General features: G+C 46.7%; 22 protein-coding genes and 2 pseudogenes. 21 read left to right on the top strand and 3 right to left on the bottom strand.

Annotated elements, in window-relative coordinates; genetic code table 11:
- The first annotated feature begins 17 nt into the window (after positions 1-17).
- From CVV54_01780 to CVV54_01715, 14 genes and pseudogenes are all read left to right on the top strand, one after another.
- Positions 18-200: pseudogene (locus CVV54_01780) on the top strand (alcohol dehydrogenase).
- 91 nt (positions 201-291) lie between these two features.
- The gene (locus CVV54_01775) at positions 292-741 is read left to right on the top strand and encodes an N-acetyltransferase (GenBank protein ID PKL05562.1); all 450 of its coding nucleotides are present in this window, start codon (positions 292-294) and stop codon (positions 739-741) included.
- A 113-nt stretch (positions 742-854) separates the two neighbouring features.
- Positions 855-2,051 carry a methionine adenosyltransferase gene (locus CVV54_01770; GenBank protein ID PKL05561.1) on the top strand — a complete coding sequence of 399 codons (1,197 nt, stop codon included), beginning with the start codon at positions 855-857 and terminating at the stop codon, positions 2,049-2,051.
- A gap of 83 nt (positions 2,052-2,134) precedes the next feature.
- Entirely contained in the window at positions 2,135-2,818 is a 684-nt protein-coding gene (locus tag CVV54_01765) for a hypothetical protein (GenBank protein ID PKL05560.1), read from the top strand.
- Positions 2,819-2,909: 91 nt separating this feature from the next.
- Entirely contained in the window at positions 2,910-3,872 is a 963-nt protein-coding gene (gene pfkA / locus CVV54_01760; protein ID PKL05559.1) for a 6-phosphofructokinase, read from the top strand.
- 10 nt (positions 3,873-3,882) lie between these two features.
- Positions 3,883-4,752, top strand: a complete 870-nt coding sequence (locus tag CVV54_01755) for a hypothetical protein (protein PKL05558.1) — start codon at positions 3,883-3,885, stop codon at positions 4,750-4,752.
- Positions 4,753-4,809: 57 nt separating this feature from the next.
- The gene (locus CVV54_01750) at positions 4,810-5,265 is read left to right on the top strand and encodes a hypothetical protein (protein ID PKL05557.1); all 456 of its coding nucleotides are present in this window, start codon (positions 4,810-4,812) and stop codon (positions 5,263-5,265) included.
- A 252-nt stretch (positions 5,266-5,517) separates the two neighbouring features.
- A complete protein-coding gene (locus tag CVV54_01745) occupies positions 5,518-6,843 on the top strand; it encodes a transcription termination factor Rho (GenBank protein ID PKL05629.1) in 1,326 nt (441 codons plus the stop codon).
- A gap of 54 nt (positions 6,844-6,897) precedes the next feature.
- A complete protein-coding gene (locus CVV54_01740) occupies positions 6,898-8,280 on the top strand; it encodes a peptidase M23 (protein PKL05556.1) in 1,383 nt (460 codons plus the stop codon).
- Positions 8,281-8,318: 38 nt separating this feature from the next.
- Entirely contained in the window at positions 8,319-9,926 is a 1,608-nt protein-coding gene (locus tag CVV54_01735; GenBank protein PKL05555.1) for a CTP synthase, read from the top strand.
- Between the two features lie 30 nt (positions 9,927-9,956).
- A pseudogene (locus CVV54_01730) lies at positions 9,957-10,889 on the top strand (hypothetical protein).
- Positions 10,890-10,980: 91 nt separating this feature from the next.
- A complete protein-coding gene (locus CVV54_01725) occupies positions 10,981-11,526 on the top strand; it encodes a hypothetical protein (GenBank protein PKL05554.1) in 546 nt (181 codons plus the stop codon).
- Positions 11,514-13,208 (top strand): hypothetical protein, encoded by a 1,695-nt coding sequence (locus CVV54_01720; GenBank protein ID PKL05553.1) that lies wholly within the window; start codon positions 11,514-11,516, stop codon positions 13,206-13,208. Before CVV54_01725 ends, CVV54_01720 begins: the two co-directional genes overlap by 13 nt.
- Positions 13,209-13,271: 63 nt before the next feature.
- The gene (locus tag CVV54_01715) at positions 13,272-14,228 is read left to right on the top strand and encodes a D-alanine--D-alanine ligase (GenBank protein ID PKL05552.1); all 957 of its coding nucleotides are present in this window, start codon (positions 13,272-13,274) and stop codon (positions 14,226-14,228) included.
- Positions 14,229-14,309: 81 nt separating this feature from the next.
- Here CVV54_01715 and CVV54_01710 read toward each other — a convergent pair whose 3' ends face one another.
- Both CVV54_01710 and CVV54_01705 read right to left on the bottom strand, forming a co-directional pair.
- Positions 14,310-14,804 (bottom strand): transcription elongation factor GreA, encoded by a 495-nt coding sequence (locus tag CVV54_01710; GenBank protein PKL05551.1) that lies wholly within the window; start codon positions 14,802-14,804, stop codon positions 14,310-14,312.
- A gap of 166 nt (positions 14,805-14,970) precedes the next feature.
- Positions 14,971-16,326: a radical SAM protein gene (locus CVV54_01705; protein PKL05550.1), complete on the bottom strand. Its 1,356-nt coding sequence runs from the start codon at positions 16,324-16,326 to the stop codon at positions 14,971-14,973.
- Between the two features lie 491 nt (positions 16,327-16,817).
- Between CVV54_01705 and CVV54_01700 the strand changes: the two genes are divergently transcribed.
- From CVV54_01700 to CVV54_01685, 4 genes are read left to right on the top strand one after another with little or no spacing between them, the layout of a single operon-like run.
- Positions 16,818-17,858, top strand: coding sequence for a threonine synthase (locus CVV54_01700; GenBank protein PKL05549.1), 1,041 nt, complete (start codon positions 16,818-16,820; stop codon positions 17,856-17,858).
- The gene (locus CVV54_01695) at positions 17,855-18,817 is read left to right on the top strand and encodes a homoserine kinase (protein PKL05548.1); all 963 of its coding nucleotides are present in this window, start codon (positions 17,855-17,857) and stop codon (positions 18,815-18,817) included. Before CVV54_01700 ends, CVV54_01695 begins: the two co-directional genes overlap by 4 nt.
- Positions 18,817-20,049, top strand: coding sequence for an aspartate kinase (locus CVV54_01690; protein ID PKL05547.1), 1,233 nt, complete (start codon positions 18,817-18,819; stop codon positions 20,047-20,049). Before CVV54_01695 ends, CVV54_01690 begins: the two co-directional genes overlap by 1 nt.
- Positions 20,049-21,050 (top strand): aspartate-semialdehyde dehydrogenase, encoded by a 1,002-nt coding sequence (locus CVV54_01685; protein ID PKL05546.1) that lies wholly within the window; start codon positions 20,049-20,051, stop codon positions 21,048-21,050. Before CVV54_01690 ends, CVV54_01685 begins: the two co-directional genes overlap by 1 nt.
- Positions 21,051-21,130: 80 nt before the next feature.
- On the opposite strand, the gene CVV54_01680 is transcribed toward CVV54_01685, so the two are convergent.
- Complete coding sequence (locus tag CVV54_01680) at positions 21,131-21,646, bottom strand: formylmethanofuran dehydrogenase (protein PKL05628.1); 516 nt, start codon at positions 21,644-21,646, stop codon at positions 21,131-21,133.
- 191 nt (positions 21,647-21,837) lie between these two features.
- On the opposite strand from CVV54_01680, the gene CVV54_01675 reads away from it, so the two are divergent.
- The 3 genes from CVV54_01675 to CVV54_01665 are packed head-to-tail and all read left to right on the top strand — an operon-like array spanning position 21,838 to position 25,532.
- Positions 21,838-23,022, top strand: a complete 1,185-nt coding sequence (locus CVV54_01675; protein PKL05627.1) for an NAD-dependent malic enzyme — start codon at positions 21,838-21,840, stop codon at positions 23,020-23,022.
- Positions 23,006-24,214, top strand: coding sequence for a diaminopimelate decarboxylase (gene lysA, locus CVV54_01670; GenBank protein ID PKL05545.1), 1,209 nt, complete (start codon positions 23,006-23,008; stop codon positions 24,212-24,214). The genes CVV54_01675 and lysA overlap by 17 nt, the downstream gene beginning before the upstream one ends.
- Positions 24,215-24,254: 40 nt before the next feature.
- A complete protein-coding gene (locus CVV54_01665) occupies positions 24,255-25,532 on the top strand; it encodes a peptidase M20 (protein PKL05544.1) in 1,278 nt (425 codons plus the stop codon).
- Positions 25,533-25,893: the final 361 nt, after the last annotated feature.

Raw genomic sequence — 25,893 nt, 5'->3', positions numbered from 1 at the left:
GAAAAGAGGTTTATCATATGCTCATAGTAGCTTGCCAGAAATGCGGTGAGGTTAAGGTCCTTGCTGGTTCTCCAGGTCCGGACGGTATTGCACGGGCTGTTTGGACCTGTTCAAAGTGCGGTGCCGGACAAGTGATGGAGTTGACCATAAGCAAGGATGCCAGGCGCGGAGATCTTCGAAAGATCATAGGAGGTCTTGCTCTTGCCGGTAATGTTCAGGAGAAACCTGCCTCCTGCCAGGAAAACGGAGAAGGCTGCAGCTATGATGAAGAAGAAACAGAGGATGATCTGGATGAAACAAAATTTTGAAAACAGCGATAATATCTGTCCGGGCTATTATTATTACGACAGCAAGCTCGCGATAACGCCTGAAGAGCTCCAGGATCTGTACAGGTTTACACGCTGGGGCAGGAGCCGCTCTCTTGAACAGATCGAGAAGATGCTTGAGGGAACGAGTATGTGTTTTTCTGTCAGATATAATGGCAAACTTGTTGCTTTTTGCCGTATCATTACAGATTTTGTATACAGGGGATCTCTCTGGGATATCCTTGTCCACCCTGACCACCAGGGTAAAGGACTCGGCTCAAGTCTGCTACGCTACGCTCTCAACCATCCGGTCATAAAACCGGTACCCCTGATAGTGACCTACACGAGTGAACTTATAGACTTCATGTGCAAATTGGGATTTGAAACGAGAGACGGACTCCTGATCATGCAGAGAAGGCCGATAGAATATTCCTGAAAGCCAGCAAAATGTTACCAAGACGCCGACGCTGGTCAAAAAGAACGTTTGGCAATAAAATTTTACGATGGCACGCTGAAAATCAGCTGCAAATATAAACGGAGGTGTTTGAAATGAGCAAAGAAAGGTATCTTATCACGTCAGAATCAGTGACTGAGGGGCACCCTGACAAACTCGCAGATCAAATATCAGATGCGATACTGGACGCTATCCTCAAGGAAGACCCAATGGGGAGAGTTGCATGTGAGACCCTTGTCAGCACAGGACTTGTAGTAGTAGCAGGAGAGATAACAACAAGCTGCTATGTCGACATTCCAAAGATAACAAGGGACACTGTGAAGCAAGTAGGCTACACCAGGGCAAAGTATGGTTTTGACGGTGACACCTGTGCAGTTATTACAGCTATCGATGAGCAATCTTCGGATATCAAACAGGGAGTGGACAAAGCACTAGAGGCCAGAGACCTCTCCGAAGATGAAATTGATAAGATCGGGGCAGGAGACCAGGGACTGATGGTCGGTTATGCATGCGATGAGACAGAGGAACTTATGCCCATGCCGATCTCACTCGCCCATAAACTCACACGCAAACTTGCTGAGGTAAGGAAGAACAAGACAATACCCTACCTTCGCCCGGACGGAAAGGCCCAGGTCACTGTAGAGTATGTAGACGGCAAACCTGTGCGTGTTGACACGATAGTAATAAGCACACAGCACCATCCTGCGGTAGAACAGCAGCAGATTGCCGAAGATGTGGAAAAGTACGTGATAGCTCCGGTAATACCGGAATCTCTGATAGAAAAAAAACCAAGGATACTTATCAACCCGACAGGGCGTTTTGTCATGGGAGGACCACAGGCGGACAGCGGCCTTACAGGAAGAAAGATAATTGTAGATACATATGGGGGCGCTGTTCCCCACGGCGGAGGGGCCTTCTCCGGGAAAGACCCGACGAAGGTCGACAGATCCGGCGCCTACATGGCCAGATACGTAGCCAAAAATGTTGTTGCTGCCGGGCTTGCCGCAGCCTGCCAGATACAGGTCGCTTATGCTATAGGCGTTGCAAAACCTGTATCGATAATGGTAGAAACTTTTGGTACCGGGACCATACCTGACCAGAAGATAACAGAAATTATCAGGGAGCACTTTGATTTTCGCCCCGCGGCAATAATTAGAGATCTAGAACTTCGCAAACCGTGTTACAAAAGATTGGCTGCATACGGTCACATGGGCCGTGTAGATCTTGATCCGATTCCCACATGGGAACGCACTGACAAGGCAGAGATACTCAAAAAAGCAGCTGCTGTATAGGGCAGGGTTTGTATATCAGAGCACCGCAGGATCACCGAAAAGGTATTTCTTCGACATCCTCGCGGTGTTCTTTCTTTAAATTTATGACTGATGATCTCGTACATTCTCTTTTTCATTTTTTATGGCCTGAAACATGTCCTGTCTGCGGCAGGATCGGAATATCATGCTGTGACGGGTGCATGAGGTCAGTTGTTTCTCCGCTTCCTTCGTTTTGTGCTAAATGCGGCGCCCCTTACGGCCTTGTGTGCTGCAGCAATTCAGTCCCTTGTCATGCGCTTTCACTTCACGAAGGCATCTCTCGTGAACTTTTGCTGAACTTGAAATACAGAAACTCACGTTCTCTGGGTATACCAATGGGCAGGCTTATGGGCGAAACCTTTATTGATAAAGATGCAGACATCCTTATACCTGTACCTTTACACAGATCCGGCAGGAGGGAATATAATCAGTCGTTACTGCTGGCTGAAGGTATTTCTCAGGTATGGAATATACCTGCTGACGACAAAAAACTTTTCTGGAAAAATGATATCCTTCCTCAGGCGGGAAAGACGAGCTCATCAAGGCAAATGATGCCGGCAGACGCTATGGGATCAGAAAGCCTTGCAGGACGTTCAGTTGTGCTGGTCGATGATGTATACACCACAGGAAATACTCTGCGTGCAGCGATATCAGCAGTGGAAAAGGCTGCGGGAAAGGTATGTTCTGTATTAGTGTGGTCAAGAAGGGTATCTTCACAGGACAATGAAGCTTCATGGGTGAAACAATAGGTTTCTTTCTATTGTGGATAGTGGATCAATACAAACAGAGTCTGGTCGTAAACAAATATTGTATGATCAGGCTTAACAGGGAGGCTTAAGCATGTTAAAAAGGATAGGTGTCCTGACAAGTGGAGGAGATTCTCCGGGCATGAATGCGGCGATAAGGGCGGTAACACGTACTGCTCTCTACAACGGACTTGATGTTGTTGGGATAAGGAGAGGGTATGAGGGGCTGCTGGAGGGCGATCTTGTCCCTATGACAAGGAGTTCTGTCGGAGGGATACTTCTCCATGGAGGGACGATCCTGAGAACAGCAAGGTGTCCTGAATTTTTTAGGCCGGAAGGCGTCAATGCAGGAGTTTCAAAACTTAAAGAAAATGATATTGAGGCTTTAGTAGTTATCGGCGGTGATGGTTCTTTCCGCGGGGCAAATGAGCTGCACAGCAGGGGAGTAACTGTTGTAGGGATACCGGGGACTATAGACAATGATATAGCTGGGACAGACTGCACTATTGGTTTCGATACGGCATGCAACACAGCTCTGGAGTGCATAAGCAAACTTCGTGACACGGCATCCAGCCATGACAGGATGTTTATTGTCGAGGTCATGGGGCGAAACTCAGGTTTTTTAGCCCTGGAGACGGGTGTTGCCTGCGGAGCAGAATTTGTCCTTGTGCCGGAGATAGCTCCTGATATTGAGGCTATATCCCAAAAACTGAGCTACGCAAAAGAGAGGGGTAAAACTCACTCTATTATCGTCTTATCAGAGGGAGTTATGTCGGCTTCTGAACTTGCAGAAAAGCTTAAGGGTCAGGGCAGCTATGACCCCAGGATCGTTGTACTTGGACACCTGCAAAGAGGAGGAGCTCCCTCATGTTTTGACACCGTACTTGCTTCAAGGCTGGGTGCCGCTGCAGTAGAACTCCTTATTAAAGGAGGACGGGGGATGATGGTTGGAAGGGTAAACGGCAATATTGTCTCCTCTGATATCAAAACCGCATGGGAAACAAAAAGAAGCCTGGATGCTGATATGCTGAGACTTGTTGAAATACTCAGCATTTAGAGACGATCAAATGGAAAAATACAGATTACCGTCAGGATTTGCAGAAGAACTGGTCAATATCGTTGCTTCAAATAAAGGCAAAAGAGGTATCTCAAACCTGTGCAAACACCTCTACTTGCAAAAAGCCGCAGAAGTACTGGCTGATGTCTCCAAGGTCGCTGTGGTTTCGGGTTTTTTCGTTCCCTCTTCAGGAGCGCCTGAAACAGATGGCCCCGGAGGGGCAGTTGTTCTGGCAAGGGCATTTTGGAAGCATGGTGCTGAAACTGAGATCTGGACAGACGACCTTTGTCTGGATGCAATTAGGGCAAGTGCAGCTGCTGCCGGTTTTCCTGAAGAAAAAGTGATAGCAGTTGACCGTTTTGATAAACTTGATTCTTTTTCTCCTGATGCCGTAGTATTCACAGAACGTCTGGGACGTGCGGCAGACGGCAAATTTTACAACATGAGAAGCGAGGATATTTCTGCCTGGACACCTTCGTTGGACTGGATCTCAGTCCTCTGTTCGCGCAAAAATATTTTTACAGTAGGGATAGGTGACGGAGGAAATGAAGTTGGGATGGGCAACTTTGTCACAGAAATATGTAATATCAGACCGGAGTTCAGAAAGTGTCTTTCCGTCATACGCACAGATGTAACCATACCTGTAGATGTCAGCAACTGGGGCTGTTACGCACTCAGTACTGCTCTTTCATATATTTGGAGAGAATGGCTTGGCCCAGGCAAGAATGATGAGAGGTCCATGCTTGAAGCGCTTATTGAGAAAAAAGCAGTGGATGGTATAAGCAAAAAATCAGAACTTACTGTGGACGGTTTTGAGATCGACGTGCACGAAGGGATTATTTCAGAGCTATACGAAATATGGAATAAATATAGTTCATGATTTTTGTTTTTTTAGATACTCATGGTAAAATGCTAGGTTAGAGATTGGTGGTACTGCATGAAAAGCATCAATACGCATATGTCAGAGAAGAGACCGCTTGTCCTTCTCGGTTTCAGTGTAATTCTCCTGCTTTTGCTGGTGACATGGAGCTTAAAAGTCGGTCCGTTCTCAAGTTTCTTTAAGGTCGAAGAAGCAGTTATCTGCCAGGAACTTGGAGATAACCGTGAGCCTCTGCTGATCGGCAACAGCATCCCCTACGGTCCTAGTCAGATATGTTTGTGGCTGAAGTATTCTTCTGCACGTGAAGGCAGCCATCTGGAGGTTTCATGGTATTACGGCAAGGAACTGGTCCTTTCGGAACCTCTTAAACTTATGACTAAAGACGGGGTAAGAGCTTTTTATCTTTTAAGGGAAGAGGGGACTCCTCTCCCGGTAGGTTCGTATAGAGTTACTGTTTCCACGCCTGCAAAAGTATGGTCGGACATCAAATTCGAAATAGTAAGAAGAAAATGACACTAGACCGGGAGGTCAGAGAAGTTGCCAAGAAAAAAAAGTGAAACTACAGAAGAACCAAAGAAGAAAACAACAAGGACCAAAAGCTCTTCCACAGTAAAAAAAGAAAAAGAGACGATCCAGCTGAATGAAGCAGAAAATGATGTTATTGCATCTGAACCAGTGAATGAGGTGACATCTGCTGCAGATGTCAATTGTGTTTTAAAGGAAGCATCTCTTCCTGAAGTTGCCCCCGAAGCTGTATCTGCTGTAATCGCGGAGGCAAACAAAGAGCAGAATGGCAATAACAATGGCAATGGATATGCTAAGCAGCACAAGCATACCAATCCCAAATTGGGGTTCAATTTTCTGGCACAGCAAACACTGGCTGAACTGAGAAAGATTGCGAAAGAGATAGGTGTTACTTCAATATCGGCCAGGCGTAAAGACGACCTTATAGTTGATATACTTAAGACTCAGGCTGAAACTATGGGGTACAGGTTCAACGGAGGAACACTAGAGTGCCTCTCTGAAGGGTATGGTTTCCTTAGGCCGTCCGGACTGCTTCCTAGCAGCAATGACATATATGTTTCTGCCTCACAGATCCGCAGATTTGGACTGAGGAACGGAGATGTAGTCTGGGGAATAATTCGCCCACCCAAGGAACAGGAACATTATGAGGCTCTTCTGAGAGTGGAAAATGTTAATTTTACAGATCCGGAAGCTGCAAGAAAAAGACCCCAATTCGAATCGCTCACTCCAATATTCCCTGATGAAAAATTAAATCTGGAGACAGACAGAAAAGTCGTTTCTACCCGGATGGTAGACCTTTTTGCCCCGATAGGCAAAGGACAGAGGGCTCTCATAGTCTCTCCTCCGAAAGCAGGAAAAACGACCCTCCTGAAAAATATCGCGAACGCTATTACAACTAATCATCCTGAAGTTATCCTGATGGTACTTCTGATTGACGAAAGACCGGAAGAAGTTACAGACATGGCGCGTTCTGTCGATGGAGAGATCATCGCCTCCACTTTTGACAGACCGGCAGAAGAGCATATGCGCGTAGCAGCGCTTGCGCTTGAAAAAGCAAAAAGGCTGGTCGAAGTATCCAAGGATGTAGTTTTGCTGCTTGATTCGATAACCAGGCTGGCAAGGGCATCAAACCTCATCGTTCCTCCTTCGGGAAGGACACTTTCCGGCGGTATGGATCCAGCTGCTCTCTATTTCCCTAAAAAATTCTTCGGAGCAGCAAGAAATATTGAATTTGGCGGAAGTCTCACTATAATAGGAACGGCACTTGTCGAAACCGGCAGCAGGATGGATGATGTCATATATGAAGAATTCAAAGGAACCGGGAACATGGAAGTACATTTATCACGAAAGATATCAGAACAGCGAATATTCCCGGCTCTGGACATAACTAAATCAGGCACAAGAAAAGAGGAGCTGCTGGTTCCTGAAGATGACCTCCAGCGCATTTGGGCGCTGAGAAGGAAAATAGCTAATATGGATGAAGCAGAAGTGCTGAATCTTATTTTGGATAAATTACGCAACACGGTGAATAATCGCGAATTTCTTGCTACAATAAAGGCGGGCTGAACTGTTCACTAAATGCTAAAGTCAGTGAGAACGGATGATGTGTGGAGTGACTGAATGATGTCGAGGTTTACCTTGATCAAATTGAAAAAAAGAAAAACGATATACTTCAGCCTGTTTATCATTGCGGCGCTGTCGGCATCTGTGATCCTGTCTGCAATGGCAGCTGAGAGAGCAGGTATGTACTGGATAGGGATGGACCTGCCGGACATATCTGAAAAAACTGTCAACAGCAGAGGGTTTTTAATGGTTGACGTCTCTGAGCTGTCAGCTGTCAGCTCTTCATCTGAACCTTTTGAGTCCGAAACAGAGGTCATCCCAATAGGGATTGGACCCCTTCCGAGCATCCCCACACTTACCACAGAAGAACTTAAATTATATGGAGTGCTCTCAAGAGGCGATGGACTGATCCTCAGTGAGGACAAAGAAGCTCTGATTGGGGACATATGCTGGCAGGAAGTCATACTGGACCAGGGGGATACCATTGATTCTGTGGCGAAAGAGTACGGAGTAAAAGTTGAGGATATCAGACGTGCGAACGGCCTCAAGCCAAACGAAAACCCAAAGTATACGGATATTCTTTATATTCCTGACCGGACTGATTCTGTTCCTCTGACGCTTGCCTACGTCAACAAACTTAAAAAGTATGAAGCTGACCTTGAAAAAAGAGGCAAGCCTCTTTTGCTGACTGAGTATGTAGTCAAAGATGGTGATTCGCTCTGGACGATCGCGAATAAATTCGATCTTGATCTTGACACCATAATCGGATCCAACAAAATATCGAACATCAACCACCTAAAACTTGGTACAGTGCTCAGGATCCCAAACCAGGACGGGATATTTATCAAGGTGGCCAAAAATGATACTGTTGCCAAACTGGCCGATAAGCATGGTTCTTATAAACAGGCTGTCTATGCGGCAAACCTGATGAGCGACGAAACGCAGCTCAAGATAGGGAGCGAAATATTCCTTCCCGGAGCTAAGGTTGCCGCTGTAACGGCATCTGCGGGAAGAACCAGTGCCAGAGCTGCCAGGACGACTGTTACCACATCGTCAAGAAAGTTCCGGTGGCCGGTCATGGGCAAGATATCCAGTGTATTTGGATGGCGACGCAGCCCTTTTGGACGCAGGAGGGTTTTCCACTCGGGACTGGATGTAAGGGCACCACGAGGGAGAGGCATAGTGGCAGCAGGAGATGGAAGAGTAGTACACTCCGGTTGGATGGGCGGATATGGAAAGACTATAGTTATTTCTCACCCCGGAGGTATCTCTACTCTCTATGGACACTGCAGCAGTCTTCTTGTAAGGAATGGTGCTACGGTAAGATCAGGACAGCAGATAGCAAGAGTTGGCAGCACAGGAAGGTCTACGGGTAATCACCTCCATTTTGAGGTGCGCAGGAATGGCACCCCGCAGAATCCTCTAAGATACTTAAGGTAATTTTATTGCTAAACTGCGACATTAAAGGGGCGTTTTAAATGACAAAGTATGTTTTTGTTACCGGCGGAGTCGTTTCTTCATTAGGTAAAGGAATAACCGCCGCATCTCTTGGTGTATTGCTTAAGAGAAGAGGCTACAGGGTCAGTATCATAAAGATGGATCCATACATAAATGTAGATGCCGGTGCAATGAGCCCGTTCCAGCACGGTGAAGTTTTTGTTACCTGGGACGGAGCGGAGACAGACCTTGACCTTGGGCATTATGAGCGCTTTATCGATGAGGCTATTACCGGAGAAAACAGCTGCACAACCGGTAAAGTCTATTCCGCTGTAATACAGAGGGAAAGAAGCGGCGGATACAATGGGGCAACGGTCCAGGTCATCCCTCACATAACAAATGAGATACAGGACAGGATACTGAGAGTAGGCGAAGACAAAGATGTTGTAATAGCTGAAATCGGCGGAACAGTGGGAGACATAGAAGGACTTCCCTTCCTTGAAGCGATCAGGCAGCTTGCAGGCAGGATAGGGAGAGAAAATATACTCTATTGCCATGTAACGCTTGTCCCGTACATAGCCGCATCCGGTGAATTAAAGACAAAACCGACACAGCACAGCGTCAACGAACTTAGACGCATAGGCATACAGCCTGATCTTATTGTATGTCGTTCACAGTACCCGGTTGGAAGGGATCTCAGAGAGAAGATCGGACTTTTCTGCAGTGTAATGCCGGATTGTGTATTTGAAGCCATAGATGCAGATTCCATCTATCGCATACCTTCCATACTGCACAAACAGGAATTTGACACGATCGCATTGAGAAAATTAGGCTTGAACTCAGATGTTAAGCCTGACATGGAAGACTGGAATTCATTCCTGGAGAAATATGACAACCTGAAAGGTGAGGTTACGGTTGCCCTTGTCGGCAAATACACAGAAATCAAGGATGCCTATCTAAGCGTGAACGAAGCCCTTGCACATGCAGGTATAGCTAATGGCGTGAAAGTGCAGGTAATGCCGGTCGAAGCGGAGGATCTTGAAAATGGGAACCCGGAAGAAATTCTGTCCAAAGCGGATGCGATCCTTGTACCGGGAGGATTTGGTCAGAGGGGAGTAGAGGGAAAGATAGCAGCGGCGAAATATGCAAGGGAGAACAAAGTCCCGTACTTTGGCCTTTGCCTTGGGATGCAGGTTGCAGTTATAGAATTTGCCAGAAACGTCCTCGGACTTTCAGGAGCGAACAGTCTTGAAATGAACGAAATGACTCCCCACCCTGTTATACACTACATGGAGGGGCAAAAAAACATAGCTGACATAGGAGGAACATCAAGGCTGGGAGCGTACCCGTGTGAACTTAAGAAGGATACGAAATCCTTTTCAATATATGGTGCAGAGATAATAAGCGAGCGACATAGGCATCGCTTCGAATTTAACAATCAATATATAGAACTCTTTGAAAAGGCCGGAATGATAGTAGCCGGGATATGTCCTTCAGGGGGACAGGTAGAAATAATGGAAAATACATGTCACCCATGGATGCTGGGAGTTCAGTTCCATCCAGAGTTTCTATCCCGTCCGGTAAAACCCCATCCGTTATTCCTGGATTTCATTGCAGCAGCTGTAAAAAATTCTAAAGTGAAAAATTGAAAGGAGGAAACGATTATGAAGTTGAAAAGTATGTTGATGCTGACTGCAGTAATTCTTACAGCCTTTGCATCGGTGACAGTCTCATCTGCATCAGATGTAGCTGTTGACGGAGGTCCTGCCTTTCAAACACTCGAGAGGATAGAGACGATAGTTTATGGTTCGCCTCAGGGAGGAGGGCTTCTTTCCAGACTTAACACAGCTGAAAAAGAAGTCTTCGGGAGAGAGCTTCCCGGAAGTCTGACGGAACGCCAGACTGCTATGCTGGATTTCTTGGAGAAGGGGACAACAACTCAGCCATCGCTCCTTTTCAAGCTCTCTGTTGCAGAATGGGCTGTTACTCAGCAGATACATCCGGAATGGTCACTGGCACGAAGGATCGACACACTGGAAGCAGTCGTTGAAGGAACAGTTCAGGGCGGCGCCCTGGCTTCAAGAACAGAGAGGATTATAACCAAGCTTCTTCCTGAAGGAGTTCTTGCGACCCCGGTAGAGATACCTGCCGCAACTGTCGTAAAGACATCACTTTCTCAGACACTCACGGTGAAAAATGTAAAGGTCGATGACAAAGTTGTTTTGAAACTGGTAGAAGAGATCGTGATAAACAAGAATCTTGTAGCTCCCCGAGGCAGCAGGATCTTTGCCCACATAACCAAGGTCAAGCCTCCGCGCAGCTTCGGACGGCCATCGGAAATTGAAATGGCATTCGACGCGCTTGAAGTCATAGGCCCCAACTCAGTTACTGTAGCAATGGGAGAAGCAGCGAAAAAAGCTATGGAAGCTGATGCTGCGACTTATGGAGCAGTAGGCGCAAGTTTTGCGGGTGCAGTCCTTCTTGGTCCTCTTGGCCTTGCCGGTGGTTTCCTCGTAAGGGGTTCGGACAACCACCTGAAAGAGGGTACTTTGTTCTATGTTGAAACAACATCTGCTGCAACTGTCCACGGGTATATGATACCAAGTCAGATATCATCTATGGCTGTTTCCGGGGATGCGACATCTCCTCAGGGCACCGGATCACAGATAAATCCGTAATATTTTTGATTGGAATGACATTGATTTGTCAATAAAAAAAATATCCCGTAAAAAGGCATACACGATCGCAGCGTTGGTTTTTATCGCTGTGATTGTGGTCTTTTTATGGAGAGATCTTAACCTTGCCAACAGGGCAGGTGACATTCCTCTGCCGGATATTATTGTTGAAAATATCGAAATAGAAAGGGAGATCAACGGAGCGCAGTGGAAACTGATCTCTCCGAGGGTAGAACACAGGGATGGACTCTTTTACGGGGAGTCTCTTGATATTACTATCACTGAAAGTGGTGACAAGGTCACCAGGATCAACGCGGATAAAGGTGTATTTACAAGAGCCAACAACGATATCGAAATGACAAGCGCAGACGCTGTCATGACAGAAAAAAATAATGTTTACAACCTTAAGGCTGGCAGAGTTGAATTTGAAGCAGCCAAAGAACTGTGGAGATTTTTCAAGGGTGTAATAATAACGGATGGAAAGATCACAGTTGAAGGTAAAGAGGGTACCTACGATACTAAAAGCGGAGAATGCATAGTATCAGGCGGGGGAGTAGTAACTTGGAAAGAATGAATAAAATATTTCTGGACGGACCAATAAAGGTCATTCTGCTTGGCCTCATCTTTACATGTGCATTTCTTCTCACACCTCTTTCTGCTGAAGAAACTCCTGATGAGGTCCATATCGACGCTGACAGCGTAGTCTATCAGGAGAACACAGGGATAGCTACAGCGGACGGAAACGTTAAGGTGCGAAATAAAACCATGCGGATGTTTGCTCCTCATGTTGAATACAACAGCAACAATCAGCTTGTGGAGGCTTTTTCTGATCAAAGGGGAAAGGTAACGCTCTTTTCAGGACCGGACAAACTGACAGGAGAGCACCTGACTTACAGCCTTGAAACAAGAAGGGGCCTCCTGACTGATGCTTCAGGCAAGATGGACGCGCTTTACTTGCAGGGTGGTAATGTCAAAGTAATGCCCGTGGATGATGCTGTAAAATTCGGTGTTCTCAAATCACGTCCCAAAAAGAGCAAAAAGGATGCTGAAGATGAGCAGATAACAGAATGGCTGAACGTGACGACGACGACCTGTGATTTTGAAAAACCCCATTACAGGCTCAAATCCAAGAAAGTAGTAATAATACCCAACAAAAAAATGATAATAAGGCGTCCGAGAATATACATCGGAGAGAAGTGCATATTTACCTACCCCTTTGATTACGTGGCAAAACTGGGACCGAAAGAGCAGAGTCTTCTTCCCTATTTCTCATATGATTCAAACAAAGGTATGGGCGGTGGGCTTAAAGGATATATTGAATTAGGAAATTTCGGAGAATTGAATGTCAACGCTATATACTGGTCAAACGATATGTTGGAGGCAAGGCTACGTTACAGCAGAGAGATACTGTCAGAGGGGCTCTCTGTATTTTTAGAGTCTGATCGTATTTATGACTCTGATTCTGATGAGATAATGTGGCGCCCTAAGTGGGGACTTGAGTATAATGCACCAAACGGCTGGAGGGCGATACTATATCAGGCCCAGAGAGAATTGATAGAGACTGAAATGAGACCGGGACTGGAACAGCGCTTTAATGTTTGGACAGACCCGGAATTTGGCGTATACTCGCCATGGTACGGAAAAGATTCAAACTGGGGTAAGATAAGATTCTTTGGTATTTACGGGCGCTATCAGGATAACCTTGGCATTGTCATGCCATGGAGGGAAAGGATACTTTTCGGCACTGAAATGACAGGATCGCCCGATGTCGGGGATTTCTTCTTCAAACCTTTTTACGGTGCAAGATACGTGTACCATACATACGAAGGCGGAGACCAGACTCAGGACCTTATCGACGGGTGGTTCGGAGTGAGATGGAATATAGGTTCACTAAATTTCAGCTCCATGTACTTCAGGAGATGGGCTGAAGGATCATCACCCCTTGCATGGGACAGATATGCTGACAACGAAAACTTTTACCAGACTGTCTCTTTCCCACTGCCTTTCGGGGCCTCCTGGGAAAAATGGACTTTCTCTGTGACTGCCACCTATGACAATATTTCACAGGAAATAGGCTCCATGTACTATTCTGTGAATTACAATAAGCACTGCATAACTTGGCATCTGTGGATAAGTGACAACAAGGCAGGGGACGAAATAAAAGCTGGACTCTTTTTCTTCATAAATGCCTACCCGGATGTAAAAATAGGAATACAGTCAGAGACGAATTCAGAGGCAACCAAAAAGAGTTTCTGATTAATTGGATCATAAGTTAATTACTTCGATACCGGACAAATTTGATCGTTTAAAAAGGACTTGATGCAAATGAAGATAGTTGTTGCATACGGCGGAACAAGCCCCGAACGGGAAGTATCGCTGAACTCAGGCAGAGCGGTATACGAGGCACTGTCTCAGAAAGGTCACTCAGTTGTATTGGAAGATGTTCTCTCACCTAAGGAATTCGTTGAAAAATGGCATACTTTCAATGCAGATGGTGTATTTATCGCGCTTCACGGAGACTGGGGAGAAGACGGACGCTTCCAGACATGTCTTGATGCCTATGGTATACCATACACCGGCTCAGGACCTGAAGCATGTATGTTTGCAATGGACAAGACAGTCGCAAAACTGCTCTTTTCTGTCAATGACCTTCCAATGCCTGAAGGAAGCATAATCCACAAAGGAAATCCGGCCGGCATCCGTGAGGAAGAGATGCTGGACAGGTACGGGGCATTGGTCGTAAAGCCCAACAGCGGAGGCAGTACTGTTGGTGTCACTCTGGCAAAAACAGCAGAGGAACTGAAAGAAGGCATAGAAAACTGCTGGAAAGCCTACAAAAATGAAGAAAAAGCTCTTGTTGAACAGTATATCCCTGGCAGGGAGATCACTGTTCCGGTATGGGAAAAGGAAAACGGAGAAGTCCTAGCGCTTCCTGCAATAGATATCAGGCCTCACGTAGGTTTTTATGACTATAAAAATAAATACACAAGCGGCTGTACAGAATATATATGTCCCGCGGATTTTTCAGAAGAAGCATCAAGGAAGATCGGTGACTTGGCCGTCCTTGCTCATAAAAGCCTTGGGTGCAGGTCTTACAGCAGGGTAGACTTTAGGGTCAATGACGAAGGAGAACCATATTTACTGGAGGTCAATACCGCACCCGGAATGACAGCCACTAGCCTTGTTCCAAAGGCAGCAAGGGCCTATGGCCTGGAGTTCGGAGATTTTCTTGAAAGCGTGATAAAAGTGTCTTTCCGTATTGAAAGAAGGTTCTAAGAAAAAGAGACATTTAATATTTAGTTTTCAGCTAAACATTATATAATTGTAACCTAAACATAAAAATAAAAAAATCAGGCTTTATTTAAGCCTGATTTTCATTATTTTTAAATGTCTTATGCCGCGGGGAGTTCTGACCATGACCTCGTCATTGATCTTTTTGCCGGTTATCGCCATTCCGACCGGACTGGCGGCAGAGATCCTGTTTTCTTTTATGTCAGCTTCTTCAGTTCCTACAAGGGTATAGATAAGAGTTTTTTTGAGGTCCAGGTCTTTTAGAGTGACTGTTGTCCCAAGGCTTACTGAGCTTGTATCAACATCCTCTGCGTCAACTATCTTGGCTTTACCTAGCTGGTAATCAAGCCAGAGTACCCTATTTTCAAGTTTCTCCTGTTCTTCCTTGGCTGCGTGGTATTCAGCGTTTTCGCTGAGATCGCCGAATCCTCTCGCTTCTTCAAGTTTGGCGGCTATCTCGGCTCTTCCGTCTCCGCGCAGTGCTATGAGCTCTGCTTTGAGTTTGTCGTATCCTTCGCGTGTCATAATAACTTTGTCATCGTATGCCTTTGTTGCTGCCATGTGACCAAACACCACCTAGTCGAAATACTCCTGTGCGGAAAGCATTCTAGCAGAAAGAGTTATAAATATCAATTAATATTGTACGTAAAAAAATGTATGTGATTAAGGTTGATTTTGCTCTTTGAAAAAAGGCGCGTATACATATTTTTATATCAACAGGCACTCCCTATTTTTTATGCCCCATGTTTTCAGCCCAGAGTTTATCCGCGACAGTAGCCCAGAGCTTTGAGCTGTCCATGCATTTGGAAGTTAAACTTATGACATCTTCGGGTTTATCTGGATATGTTGACTTAGCACCTGATAATTCAACTATCATCCTTAAACGTTCGGGATTGTCCAGAAGGGGACAGGGACGCAGATGGTTTTTGTTAAATGGCTGATTTTGCCTGTATTGCATAAACAAAGGCGACGTATAAGTTTCTAACAGTGTTTTATTACGGATATTAGAGTCTGAATAGTGTATGAATGCACAGGGCTCAATATCTCCATTTGCGTTTATATGAAGATATCTTCTTCCTCCGGCGATGCAGCCGTTTACATATTCTCCGTCATTCCAGAAATCCATTGTAAAAATGGGCTTTGTTTTTCTGAAGCTGCGTACTTGCCTGTACATAAATTCTCGCTGTTTTGCGTTTGTCATCAGGTCAATTACCGCATTCTCGCCTATAGGTATATAAGTAAAGAGCCAGACAAATTTTGCCCCCATCTCTATCATGTGATCAAAAAACTGATCACTCCCTATCGACTTGTAGTTTTTGCTTGTATAGCAGCAGGATATACCAAAGGGCAGTTTCTTTTCTTTCAGGACCCTCATGGCATTCTCAACAGCAAGGTATGTTCCTTCGCCTCTTCTGAAATCGGTCTCGTCTTTAAAACCCTCTATGCTTAGGGCAGGAACAAAATTCTTTACTTTAAGCATTTGATCTGCGAAAGAATGGTCTATCAGAGTGGCATTTGTGAATGCCAAAAATAAACAATCGTCATGTTCTTTGCAAATATCTAAAAGGTCATCCTTTCTCATGAGTGGTTCCCCGCCGCTGAAGAGATATGTATATGTGCCCAATTCTTTGCCTTCCTGGACTATTTTGTCCAATATTTCTTTCTCAAGATTCATAGAACTGCCGTAATCAGCAGCCCAGCAGCCTTTACAGCGCAGGTTGCAAGCGCTTGTAGGGTCCATAAGTATAGCCCACGGCACGTTGCAGTTATATTTTTCCTCGTTTTTTGCTCGTTTGCTGAATCCCTCGATAGCTGAGTGCAGTAAAAAATTCCTGAATATCCGTTTTCTCACTTTAGGGTCGATGTCTGAATAGAGGCTCTTGATAAATTGGAACCACATGTCTTGCGGGTCCGAGACAATTTTTTCAAGTCCCGGATATGCTGCAGAATAAATCCCTTTTCTGTCAAACATTTTTACCCATTTTACAACTTTGGGGATATTTTTTTCCGGATCCCCTTCCAGATATGAAAGTACGGTCTTGATTCCCAGACTTTCAACATGTTCCTTCATGCTAAATGTCATAGTGCTCACTCCTTTGTATCTGCGCCCAACTGTAAATACGCAAGGCAGACCCCAATCGAATAAGGACTCCGACACCATTATTTATACGATTTTATCCCTCCAGGAAGTGATAGTCAAACTTGGTGTATAATTTCCTATATTACCATTCATTAGAACTGCTTGACAATTACTCTAAGTAGATGTATAAACGCTCACAATCAACTTAATTTTTGAACAGCGATGATAGGGATAGTAAGGGACAAAAAGCATCCCAGAGACGGGATCCCGGCTTTGCCGGCGCTGGAAGATCTCGGTTGCCATGTCTTTGAAAACCACCCTTGAGCTGATGCCGAAGCTGGAATTTAAACAGATAAGGTATCAGGGTGCGCCCTGTACAGCGCGAATGAGGGCAAGTCTTTTACAGACCTGACCGAAGTGGAGTGGAACCGCGGAATATACCGCCTCCTGTCAAAGTACAGGGGCGGTATTTATTATTTTAAGGGGGAATTGAAATGGGAGTTATCCAAAGATACGCAAGCCTTCTTCCCGTAACGGACAAAACGCCGCTTATAACATTAGGAGAAGGAAACACACCATTAGTACACCTTGAAGGTATAAGCAGAGAACTGGAGATCGATCTCTGGGGAAAGCTTGAAGGCTGCAACCCGTCAGGTTCATTCAAAGACAGGGGAATGGTAATGGCGGTAGCCAAAGCACTCGAATCCGGTGCGAAAGCCCTTGTCTGTGCTTCTACCGGCAATACTTCAGCTTCTGCCGCAGCATACGCTGCAGCAGCACAGATCCCCTGTTATGTACTGCTGCCGGCAGGCAAAGTTGCCCTTGGAAAGCTGGCACAGGCGTTGATGTACGGAGCCGAAGTTATAGCAGTAAAGGGAAATTTCGACAGGGCGCTTGAAATGGCAAGGGAGGCTGCCGATGAAAAAGGCTACGCCATCGTCAACTCAGTAAACCCCTATCGTCTATGGGGTCAGAGGAGCGGCGCCTGGGAGGTCTGTGAGGATCTCGGAGCAGCTCCGGACTGGCATGCCATACCTGTAGGCAACGCCGGCAATATCAGTGCCTATTGGGCAGGTTACAGGCAGTACGAGGAGATCGGAAAAATCAAGGCACTGCCTAAAATGATGGGTTTTCAGGCAGCGGGAGCTGCACCTCTTGTAACAGGGGAGCCATGTCCTGAGCCTGAGACGATCGCCACTGCTATACGTATTGGAAACCCCGTAAGCGCGCATCTGGCTAAAGATGCAGTAAAGGAATCAAACGGGGAATTCAACTCTGTTACAGATGAAGAGATCCTTTCTGCCCAGTATTTCCTTTCATCAAAAGGCGGAATATTTGCAGAACCCGCATCATGCGCCCCACTGGCAGGGTTGGTAAAACTCAAGAAACTCGGACGGCTCCCAAAGGGCATCAGAGTAGTAATGGTGCTTACAGGCAATGGCCTCAAAGATCCGGATACAGCCATGTCGCAGGTTGGGAGGCCAATAGAGATAGGTGACACGCTTGCAGAACTTCTGGAGGTGATGAAAGGTTGAATCCTCTGATAACACTGAGAGTACCGGCTACCAGCGCCAATCTGGGATCCGGTTTTGACACTATAGGCATGGCGGTTTCCCTTTACAACATATTCAAGGTAATTGAGCTGTTGCCGGAAAAGCAATACAACATAGAAGCGCATGGAGAGGGAGCTAAAGAACTTTCAGATCCGGCCGCGAATCTTGTTGTCAGGGCTTACGAAGTGGCCTGTGAAAGATGGGGAGTCAAAGGCCCGGGATTTTCACTCTGGTGTCATAATATCATCCCCCTCTGCCGCGGACTTGGCAGTTCTGCCGGAGCTGTAGTTGCAGGTGTTCTGATAGCAAAATACCTGACAGGCCATGAAGCAGGAGAAGCTGATCTACTCCAGCTGATGACACGGATCGAAGGCCACCCTGACAATGTGGCCCCCTGTTTCCTGGGAGGAATGGTAGTCAGCTGCTGGGATGGAGAAAACCTGAGGTATGTAAGCCTCCCGGCTCTTCCTCCTGAGGTGCTCTGCGTTGTCGCAGTTCCGGATGAAAGAGTAAAAACGTCTGATGCAAGAAAAGCCCTTCCCAAACAGGTCCCGTTTGAAGACGCAGTATTCAATCTGGGAAGAGCTGCTCTGCTTACTGCCGCATGGGCAACAGGCAAATGGGATTACCTTAAATGGGGTATGGATGACAGGCTGCACCAGCAGTACAGAAGCAAGCTCTTCAGCGGCGGGGAAGTCATTTTTTCCAGGGTGCGAGAACTCCCTGAATGCCTGAGCGTTGCAATAAGCGGCTCAGGGCCTTCAGTAATTGCTCTTGTCAACGGACCGACTCAGAGGGTTGCCGAAACAATGTGCAAGACGTTCACGGAACATGGTGTCAGATCGCAGTTCTTTGTCCTTGACAGCAGTGCTCAGGGACCCCAGGTCACTGTTGACATGGGGCTGAAAGATGCTATTGAAAGGGTATGGGGGAATAATTAATGGACCATGCAGGCCTTCCTCTTACAGTCTTAAAATTTGGGGGTTCTTCTGTTGCAGGCCCCGAAAGGATGAGACATGTCGCCCAGATCGTAAAGAAAGTCCGTGACAGCGGATATAGGGTAGCAGTAGTGGTTTCAGCCATGGGCAACATGACAGATGATCTTCTGGCTCTTGCCAAAGATGTTGCGAACACCAGCAACGGGCGTGAGATGGATCAGCTGCTTGCAACAGGTGAGCAGCAAAGTGTTGCGCTCCTGGCTTTAGCAATACAGAAATTCGGTATTCCGGCACAGTCTTTTACAGCCCTGCAGGCCGGGATAAAAGCCAAGGGGTTTCCCATGGAAGGCAGGATATACAGCATAGAGCCGAAAAACGTTGAAAAAGCTTTGAATGAAGGGATCGTTGCAGTGATAACAGGATTTCAGGCCATTACAGATTCCGGTGATGTTATAACTCTGGGGAGGGGCGGTTCAGACCTTTCTGCAGTTGCGCTGGCAGGCGCACTGGGTGCGGAATCCTGTCAGCTGCTCAAAGATGTTAAGGGCATAATGTCAGGGGACCCACGTGTGGTGAATAAGCCCAAAAAGATAGAACGGATAGGTTTTGAAGAGTGTATGGAGATGGCAGTCCAGGGAGCGAATGTTCTTCAGGCCCGCAGTGTCGAAATGGCGGCTCGCTATGAAATCCCGCTTTATGTTGGTTCCAGCTTTACAGAAGAGGAGGGCACTTGGGTGATGAGTAATCCGGTTACAGAAGGTCTTGTAATAAAAGCAGTGGTACACGATTCACAGGTCGCGAAAGTTGTTTTGCTGGGAGTTCCTGATATTCCCGGCGTCGCTGCACGACTTTTCAGCAGCCTGGCGGAAAATGGCGTCGGCGCTGAAATGATAATCCAGAACAACATGAGAGGCGGAGTAAACGATATAGGTTTTCTCGTCAAAAAAGCAAATTTAGAGACAGCCATCCAGGTTTCACGCCAAATATGCAGGGAGATAGAAGCTCAGGGAGTCTCTTTTGATACAGAAATTGCAAGAGTAACGATAGTAGGTGCCGGTATTGCAAACCACCCCGAAATACCCTCAAAGATGTTCACTGTGCTGGCAGAAGAGGGGATAAATATTGAAATGATAGCTTCAACTGCACTTGCTCTTACCTGCATAGTCGGTTCAAACAGGGCGGAAGATGCCGTGAAGGCGCTCCATGAACATTTTATTGAGGAGGCTTCTTTTTAATGGACAGGATGAGATCTGTAGCTGTCCTGGGGGCAACCGGGCTTGTAGGCAGAGAGATGATCAAGACTCTCGAACAAAGGGATTATCCTGTCTCAAAAATCAGGCCTCTCGCATCACCACGGTCTGCAGGAAGCAAGATCGTCTTCAGGGGAGAAGAAATAACTGTCGAAGCAGTATCTGAAGAGTCTTTCAAAAATATTGACATCGCTCTCTTCTCTGCGGGAGGATCGACCTCCATAAAATGGGCCCCCGTTGCTGTTGACTCAGGCGCAGTGGTCATCGACAACAGCTCTGCATGGAGGATGGACCCCGATGTCCCGCTGGTAGTTCCCGAAATAAATCCAGGGGATGCCGCCGGACACAAAGGTATAATAGCAAACCCGAACTGTTCGACCATCCAGGCAGTAGTCGCGCTATGGCCCCTTCATAAAGAAGCTGGACTCAGGTATGTAAACATAAGCACATACCAGTCTGTTGCAGGAACAGGAATAAAAGCAGTCGAGACGCTTAAAAATGAAGCAGAGGCTCTTCTCGCAGGAAAAGAGATGCCGGGTGGGGGCGTCTATCCTCACCAGATAGCATTTAACCTTCTCCCTCACATAGGCGCCTTTGATGATGAAGGCATATCTGAAGAGGAATGGAAGATGGTAAATGAATCGCGCAAGATAATGCATCTTCCGGAACTCATGGTGAGCGGCATCACAGTGCGGGTACCGATATTTCGTTGCCACGGAGAGAGCGTGACTGCCCAGTTCGAAAAGGAACTTGCACCGAAAAAGGCAAAGGAGATCCTTCGTAACGCTGCTGGCGTAGTCGTTTTGGACGATCCTAAAAATGCGGTCTATCCGATGCCGATAACAGGAGCGGGTAAAGACGCGGTCTATGTGGGCAGAATAAGGAAAGACACGGGGTTGAAAAATGCGATCTCAATGTGGGTCGTATCTGACAATCTTCGCAAAGGCGCTGCTCTTAATGCAGTACAGATAGCAGAGCTTCTCTAAGACATATCAGCAGCTCAAACAGATCAAAAGAGTGAGAGGCCCCTGACTTTTATAAAAAAGAAGGGCCTCTCGTTGTTTTTTTACCTTATAAGCGGATCATTATTTTGGAAGCAGTCAATACAGACCTCTTTGCCGCATTGGACCCTGAGCCACGGTTCCGCAGTAAGCTCACCGCAAAGGGCGCATCTTTTGGATTTGTATATTTTGGCTTTTAACGGGAGGTCAAACGAAACCTCTTTGACATCAAAAATATCTTCCCCTCCGGCATTCAGCATGAAGTTCATCTTTTCCTCCGGAGTGCTGAAATCCAGATCCTTAAGTACGAGACGAAAACTTTTTCCCGTCTGTCTGTTGAAGAAGGAAAAGGCCTGCTTGCCTCTCATTCGGAAAATAAGATTGCCCTTGCCTGCGCTGCACCCAAGGATGGACTGTATCGCGTCCACGCTGCATGAATCATTTTCAGCGACACATACGATCTCCTCATCCTTTGACGATCCTTCTGTTCCCAGAAGTTCCATCGCATAGTGAGCGGCTGATACACCTATCAGCAGTCCTCCGCATGTGTGTCCATGAAAATGGGCCGCCTTTTCAAGCATTGTTTTTTTATCCAAGAGGATCAGCTCCTTTTATTCATTGTGTAGGCCATTATGATAGCATCTTGCCTGCTGAAGTAGTAATATTAAGAAATAGGGTATGATCACCCGAACAAGTCCGACAAAGAAAACAACATTCATACAACTGAGGAGTGCTGATATTGGTAAACGACATCTTTGAAAGATCGCTTGAAATGCATAAAAAACTTAAAGGAAAACTGAACATTGAATGCCGTACCCCGATCGATACCATGGAAGACCTCGCACTGGTCTACACGCCGGGAGTTGCAGAGCCATGCAGGAAGATAGAAAACGACCCTGATGCCCTCTGGGACCTGACAATTAAAAATAACCTGGTAGCCGTGATAACAGACGGCACAGCGGTGCTTGGGCTGGGAGATATTGGTCCCGCGGCTTCAATGCCTGTAATGGAAGGTAAAAGCTGTCTTTTTAAAAGGTTTGCAGGGATCGACTCAATACCGCTAGCCGTGAGTACGAAAGATGTAGATGATTTCGTAGAAACGGTCTCAAGGATAGCCGTTTCGTTCGGTGGTATAAACCTGGAGGATATCTCCGCCCCCAGATGTTTTGAAATAGAAAGGAAGCTCCAGGAAAAGCTTGATATCCCTGTATTTCATGACGACCAGCACGGAACAGCTGTAATTGCTCTGGCTGCTTATAAAAACGCTCTCAAGCTTACGGGTCGTACCATAGAGGGAGCCAGGCTCGTCATAAACGGAGCCGGAGCAGCAGGAAGCTCAATTGCAAGGTATTTCCTATCCGCCGGAGCAGCGGATGTAATTGTGTGCGATATACATGGGGCTCTTTGCTCAGGCTATACCGAAGGCATGACCGGGGCGCAGGAGGAACTTGCCGCCATTACAAATCCAACAGGCGCAAAGGGCCCGCTGGCTGAAGTCATAGAGGGCGCAGACGCATTTCTCGGAGTTTCAAGACCGGGGCTGCTGACACAGGATATGGTCAGAAGAATGGCAAAGGATCCCGTGATATTTGCTATGGCAAATCCCACACCTGAGATATTCCCTGAAGAGGCGCTGGCAGCAGGAGCAGCTGTAATTGCTACCGGAAGGAGTGACTTCCCGAACCAGGTCAACAACTGCCTGGGGTTCCCGGGTATATTCAGAGGAGCGTTGGATGTGAGGGCGAGAAGGATCAACGAAGAAATGAAACTTGCAGCTTCACTGGCTCTGGCAGAACTTGTAAGCGATGAAGAACTGTCAAAAAATTACATAATCCCATCTGCTCTCGATCCAAGGGTAGTGCCGGCTGTTGCAAAAGCTGTTGCAAATGCCGCCCTGAGAACAGGAGTTGCCAGAATAAACTTAAACGGGAGTGATACGTTTGTTTGTGAAATTTGATACAGCACAGGAACTGCTGAAAAAATACGGAAGCCCTCTATACGTTTACAGCGAGAGCATCCTGAGACAAAGGTGCCGTGACCTGCTTGAGGCTTTTCGCGGAAGGATTAAGCCGAGTTTTTCTGCGAAGTCCAACACGAACCTCTCTTTATTGAAGATCATTCGCGAAGAGGGGCTGGGTGCTGACGCAATGTCACCTGGAGAGATCTTTGTGTTGCAGAACGCAGGCTTTGCTCCGGAAGAGATATTTTATATAGGCAACAATGTTTCATGTGAGGAAATGAGTTACTGCATCGAGAGAGGGATACTTGTAAGCGTTGATTCACTATCCCAGCTTGAGCAGTTCGGCCAGATCGATCCGGGAGGAAGTGTTGCTGTCAGGTTCAACCCCGGTATGGGGGCAGGACACTGTGAAAAAGTCATAACAGCAGGGCATAAGACTAAGTTTGGTATCCAGTCTGAATTTTACCCGGAAGTAAAAAAAATAGTTGAAAAATATGACCTTAAGCTTATCGGGATAAACCAGCACATAGGATCCCTGTTCCTGGATGCTGATCCTTATGTCGACGCAGCAAAATCACTTCTTGATATGATAGCCGAAAATTTTCCAGGGCTGGAATTCATAGATTTCGGGGGAGGTTTCGGAGTACCCTACAAGCCCGGAGAAAAAAGACTTGATCTCAGCGAACTATCGGAGAAACTATTTGAGACGATCGATCTCTTCCTTGATAAATACGACAACCAAAATGTCCATTTTAAATGCGAACCAGGCAGGTATATATCAGCTGAATGCGGACTTCTTCTTGGGACCGTACATGCCGTAAAAAAGAACTACGGTAAATATTACGTCGGCACTGACATTGGTTTCAATGTAATGATGAGACATGTGCTCTATGATTCATATCATGAAATTGAAGTTCTCTCAGACAAAAAAGCGGTCAACGACATAAACAATGCAACTATTGTCGGAAATATATGTGAAAGCGGAGACATACTGGCTATGGATAGAAATATTGGACCTGTTTCAGAGTGCGACATAATTGCCGTAAAGAATGCCGGGGCTTATGGTTATTCGATGGCTTCAAACTATAACTGCAGGCTTCGTCCTGCAGAAGTCCTTATGGCCGAGGACGGATCCGTCAGGCTTATTAGGAAGGCGGATACAATGGAAAGCCTGATGAATAATTTCTAGCATTATTAAGCAGCCAGTTACATGGTTAGGGGGGTACCGAATGTACTCTGAAGAAAAAGTATTTAAAAAAATGGTGGAAAGACGACGTGATTTCCATAGGTATCCTGAGACTGGCTGGGCCGAGTTCAGGACAACATCGAAAATAGCAGAGACACTGACAGATGTCGGAATGAACATCCAGTTTGCCGGAGAATTTGTTGAAATGGAGCACGTCCTAGGCCGCAACGCTGACATTGAAGCTCAGATAGGAAGAGCTGTAAGCCAGGGTGCATCTCCGGAGATAATAGAAAAGATGAAGGGGCTGACAGGCCTGACAGCAGAAATAGACACGGGCAGACCGGGACCGGTAACTGCAATAAGGTTTGACATTGACTGCGTGGATACAACTGAAACAGAAGGATCTACACACCTGCCGAGGCAGCTTGGCTTCAATTCAGTTAACCCCAACTGCATGCACGCCTGTGCCCACGACGGCCACACAGCTGTAGGAATGACCCTTGCAGAAGAGCTCTTTTCTGAGAAGTCTTCGCTGAAAGGCAAAGTTCGCTTCATATTCCAGCCTGCGGAGGAAGGGGCCAGGGGCGGATATGCTTTTGTAAAGTCCGGAGCAGTTGATGACGTAGACTACTTCCTTACCCTCCATCTGGGACTGGGCAATCCAACGGGAACAATTTTTGGAGGAACAGACGGTTTTCTCTATTCTACAAAAATTGACGCGGACTATAAGGGCGTGGGTGCACATGCAGGTGCGGAACCGCAAAAAGGCAAAAACGCCCTTCTGGCAGCCGCCTCGGCAGCACTCAGCATCCATGGTATTGCTCCCTCTCCGGACGGTCTGACTCGTACGAATGTCGGGGTGCTTAATGCCGGAGACGGAAGAAACGTTGTCCCCCCGAAAGCACATATGAAAATAGAGACAAGGGGCGCCACAGAAGATGCGGCAGTATACATTTACCGGGCAGTTATGAGAATACTCCACGGTGCGGCGGAGATGTACGATGTCAAACTCACAACGCAGAAATGCGGTGAAGCGATAAGTGCCAGCAGTGACAGGGACCTTGCAAAAATCGTAATGAAGGTTGCAGCCTCTGTCTGCGGAGTAAACAGCACTGACCTGATACAGCCAATGGCAGGAAGCGATGACGCCTGCTGGATGATGAAAAAAGTCCAGGACAACGGCGGAAAGGCCACCTACATAGGCATAGGCGCTGATACAAAAGCCGGGCACCATAATGATCATTTTGATTTTGACGAGAATGCGATGGGTATTGCATTTGGCGTGTTGTATAGAACTGTTTTTATGCTAAACGGCAAATAGGGGCGTCTTCAATTGTGAAGCTGCGACGGGATCAGTCGCGTGAAGCCGTAGTGAAGCAGTTGTGAAACCGGTCAAACTATAGTCAAACAATCGTAGGAGCCAGGGTCAGGGTCGGAGAATTGCGGCGTGGACCATGCCGCGAAGAATTTGCAGCCTCTGGGCTGCGGAGAATTTGCTCGCTTCGCATCGCGGAGAATTGCGGCCAAGGTCCGCGGAGGTTCAAAACCGTCGGTCATCCCAGGCATTTGCCCTAATCTCCGTCGTTCCCGAATGATACAATCGGGAATCCAGCGGCTTTTGTTGGGGTCTTAAAATGCTAGTCATAGCAAGAACCTAGAGAGGCTGGATCCGACCGGGGCAT

The organism is Synergistetes bacterium HGW-Synergistetes-1 (assembly GCA_002839185.1).
GTDB lineage: Bacteria > Synergistota > Synergistia > Synergistales > Synergistaceae > Caenicola.
The sequence above is the reverse complement of the archived record's forward strand: the minus strand, read 5'-3'. Positions and strand labels throughout refer to the sequence as shown.

Bases quoted from the DNA above. Each gene is read 5' to 3' on its own strand.
- CVV54_01775 (PKL05562.1), top strand. From the start codon at position 292: ATGAAACAAAATTTTGAAAACAGCGATAATATCTGTCCGGGCTATTAT.
- CVV54_01770 (PKL05561.1), top strand. From the start codon at position 855: ATGAGCAAAGAAAGGTATCTTATCACGTCAGAATCAGTGACTGAGGGG.
- CVV54_01765 (PKL05560.1), top strand. From the start codon at position 2,135: ATGACTGATGATCTCGTACATTCTCTTTTTCATTTTTTATGGCCTGAA.
- pfkA (PKL05559.1), top strand. From the start codon at position 2,910: ATGTTAAAAAGGATAGGTGTCCTGACAAGTGGAGGAGATTCTCCGGGC.
- CVV54_01755 (PKL05558.1), top strand. From the start codon at position 3,883: ATGGAAAAATACAGATTACCGTCAGGATTTGCAGAAGAACTGGTCAAT.
- CVV54_01750 (PKL05557.1), top strand. From the start codon at position 4,810: ATGAAAAGCATCAATACGCATATGTCAGAGAAGAGACCGCTTGTCCTT.
- CVV54_01740 (PKL05556.1), top strand. From the start codon at position 6,898: ATGATGTCGAGGTTTACCTTGATCAAATTGAAAAAAAGAAAAACGATA.
- CVV54_01735 (PKL05555.1), top strand. From the start codon at position 8,319: ATGACAAAGTATGTTTTTGTTACCGGCGGAGTCGTTTCTTCATTAGGT.
- CVV54_01715 (PKL05552.1), top strand. From the start codon at position 13,272: ATGCAAATGAAGATAGTTGTTGCATACGGCGGAACAAGCCCCGAACGG.
- CVV54_01710 (PKL05551.1), bottom strand. From the start codon at position 14,804: ATGGCAGCAACAAAGGCATACGATGACAAAGTTATTATGACACGCGAA.
- CVV54_01705 (PKL05550.1), bottom strand. From the start codon at position 16,326: ATGACATTTAGCATGAAGGAACATGTTGAAAGTCTGGGAATCAAGACC.
- CVV54_01700 (PKL05549.1), top strand. From the start codon at position 16,818: ATGGGAGTTATCCAAAGATACGCAAGCCTTCTTCCCGTAACGGACAAA.
- CVV54_01690 (PKL05547.1), top strand. From the start codon at position 18,817: ATGGACCATGCAGGCCTTCCTCTTACAGTCTTAAAATTTGGGGGTTCT.
- CVV54_01685 (PKL05546.1), top strand. From the start codon at position 20,049: ATGGACAGGATGAGATCTGTAGCTGTCCTGGGGGCAACCGGGCTTGTA.
- CVV54_01680 (PKL05628.1), bottom strand. From the start codon at position 21,646: ATGCTTGAAAAGGCGGCCCATTTTCATGGACACACATGCGGAGGACTG.
- CVV54_01675 (PKL05627.1), top strand. From the start codon at position 21,838: ATGCATAAAAAACTTAAAGGAAAACTGAACATTGAATGCCGTACCCCG.
- CVV54_01665 (PKL05544.1), top strand. From the start codon at position 24,255: ATGTACTCTGAAGAAAAAGTATTTAAAAAAATGGTGGAAAGACGACGT.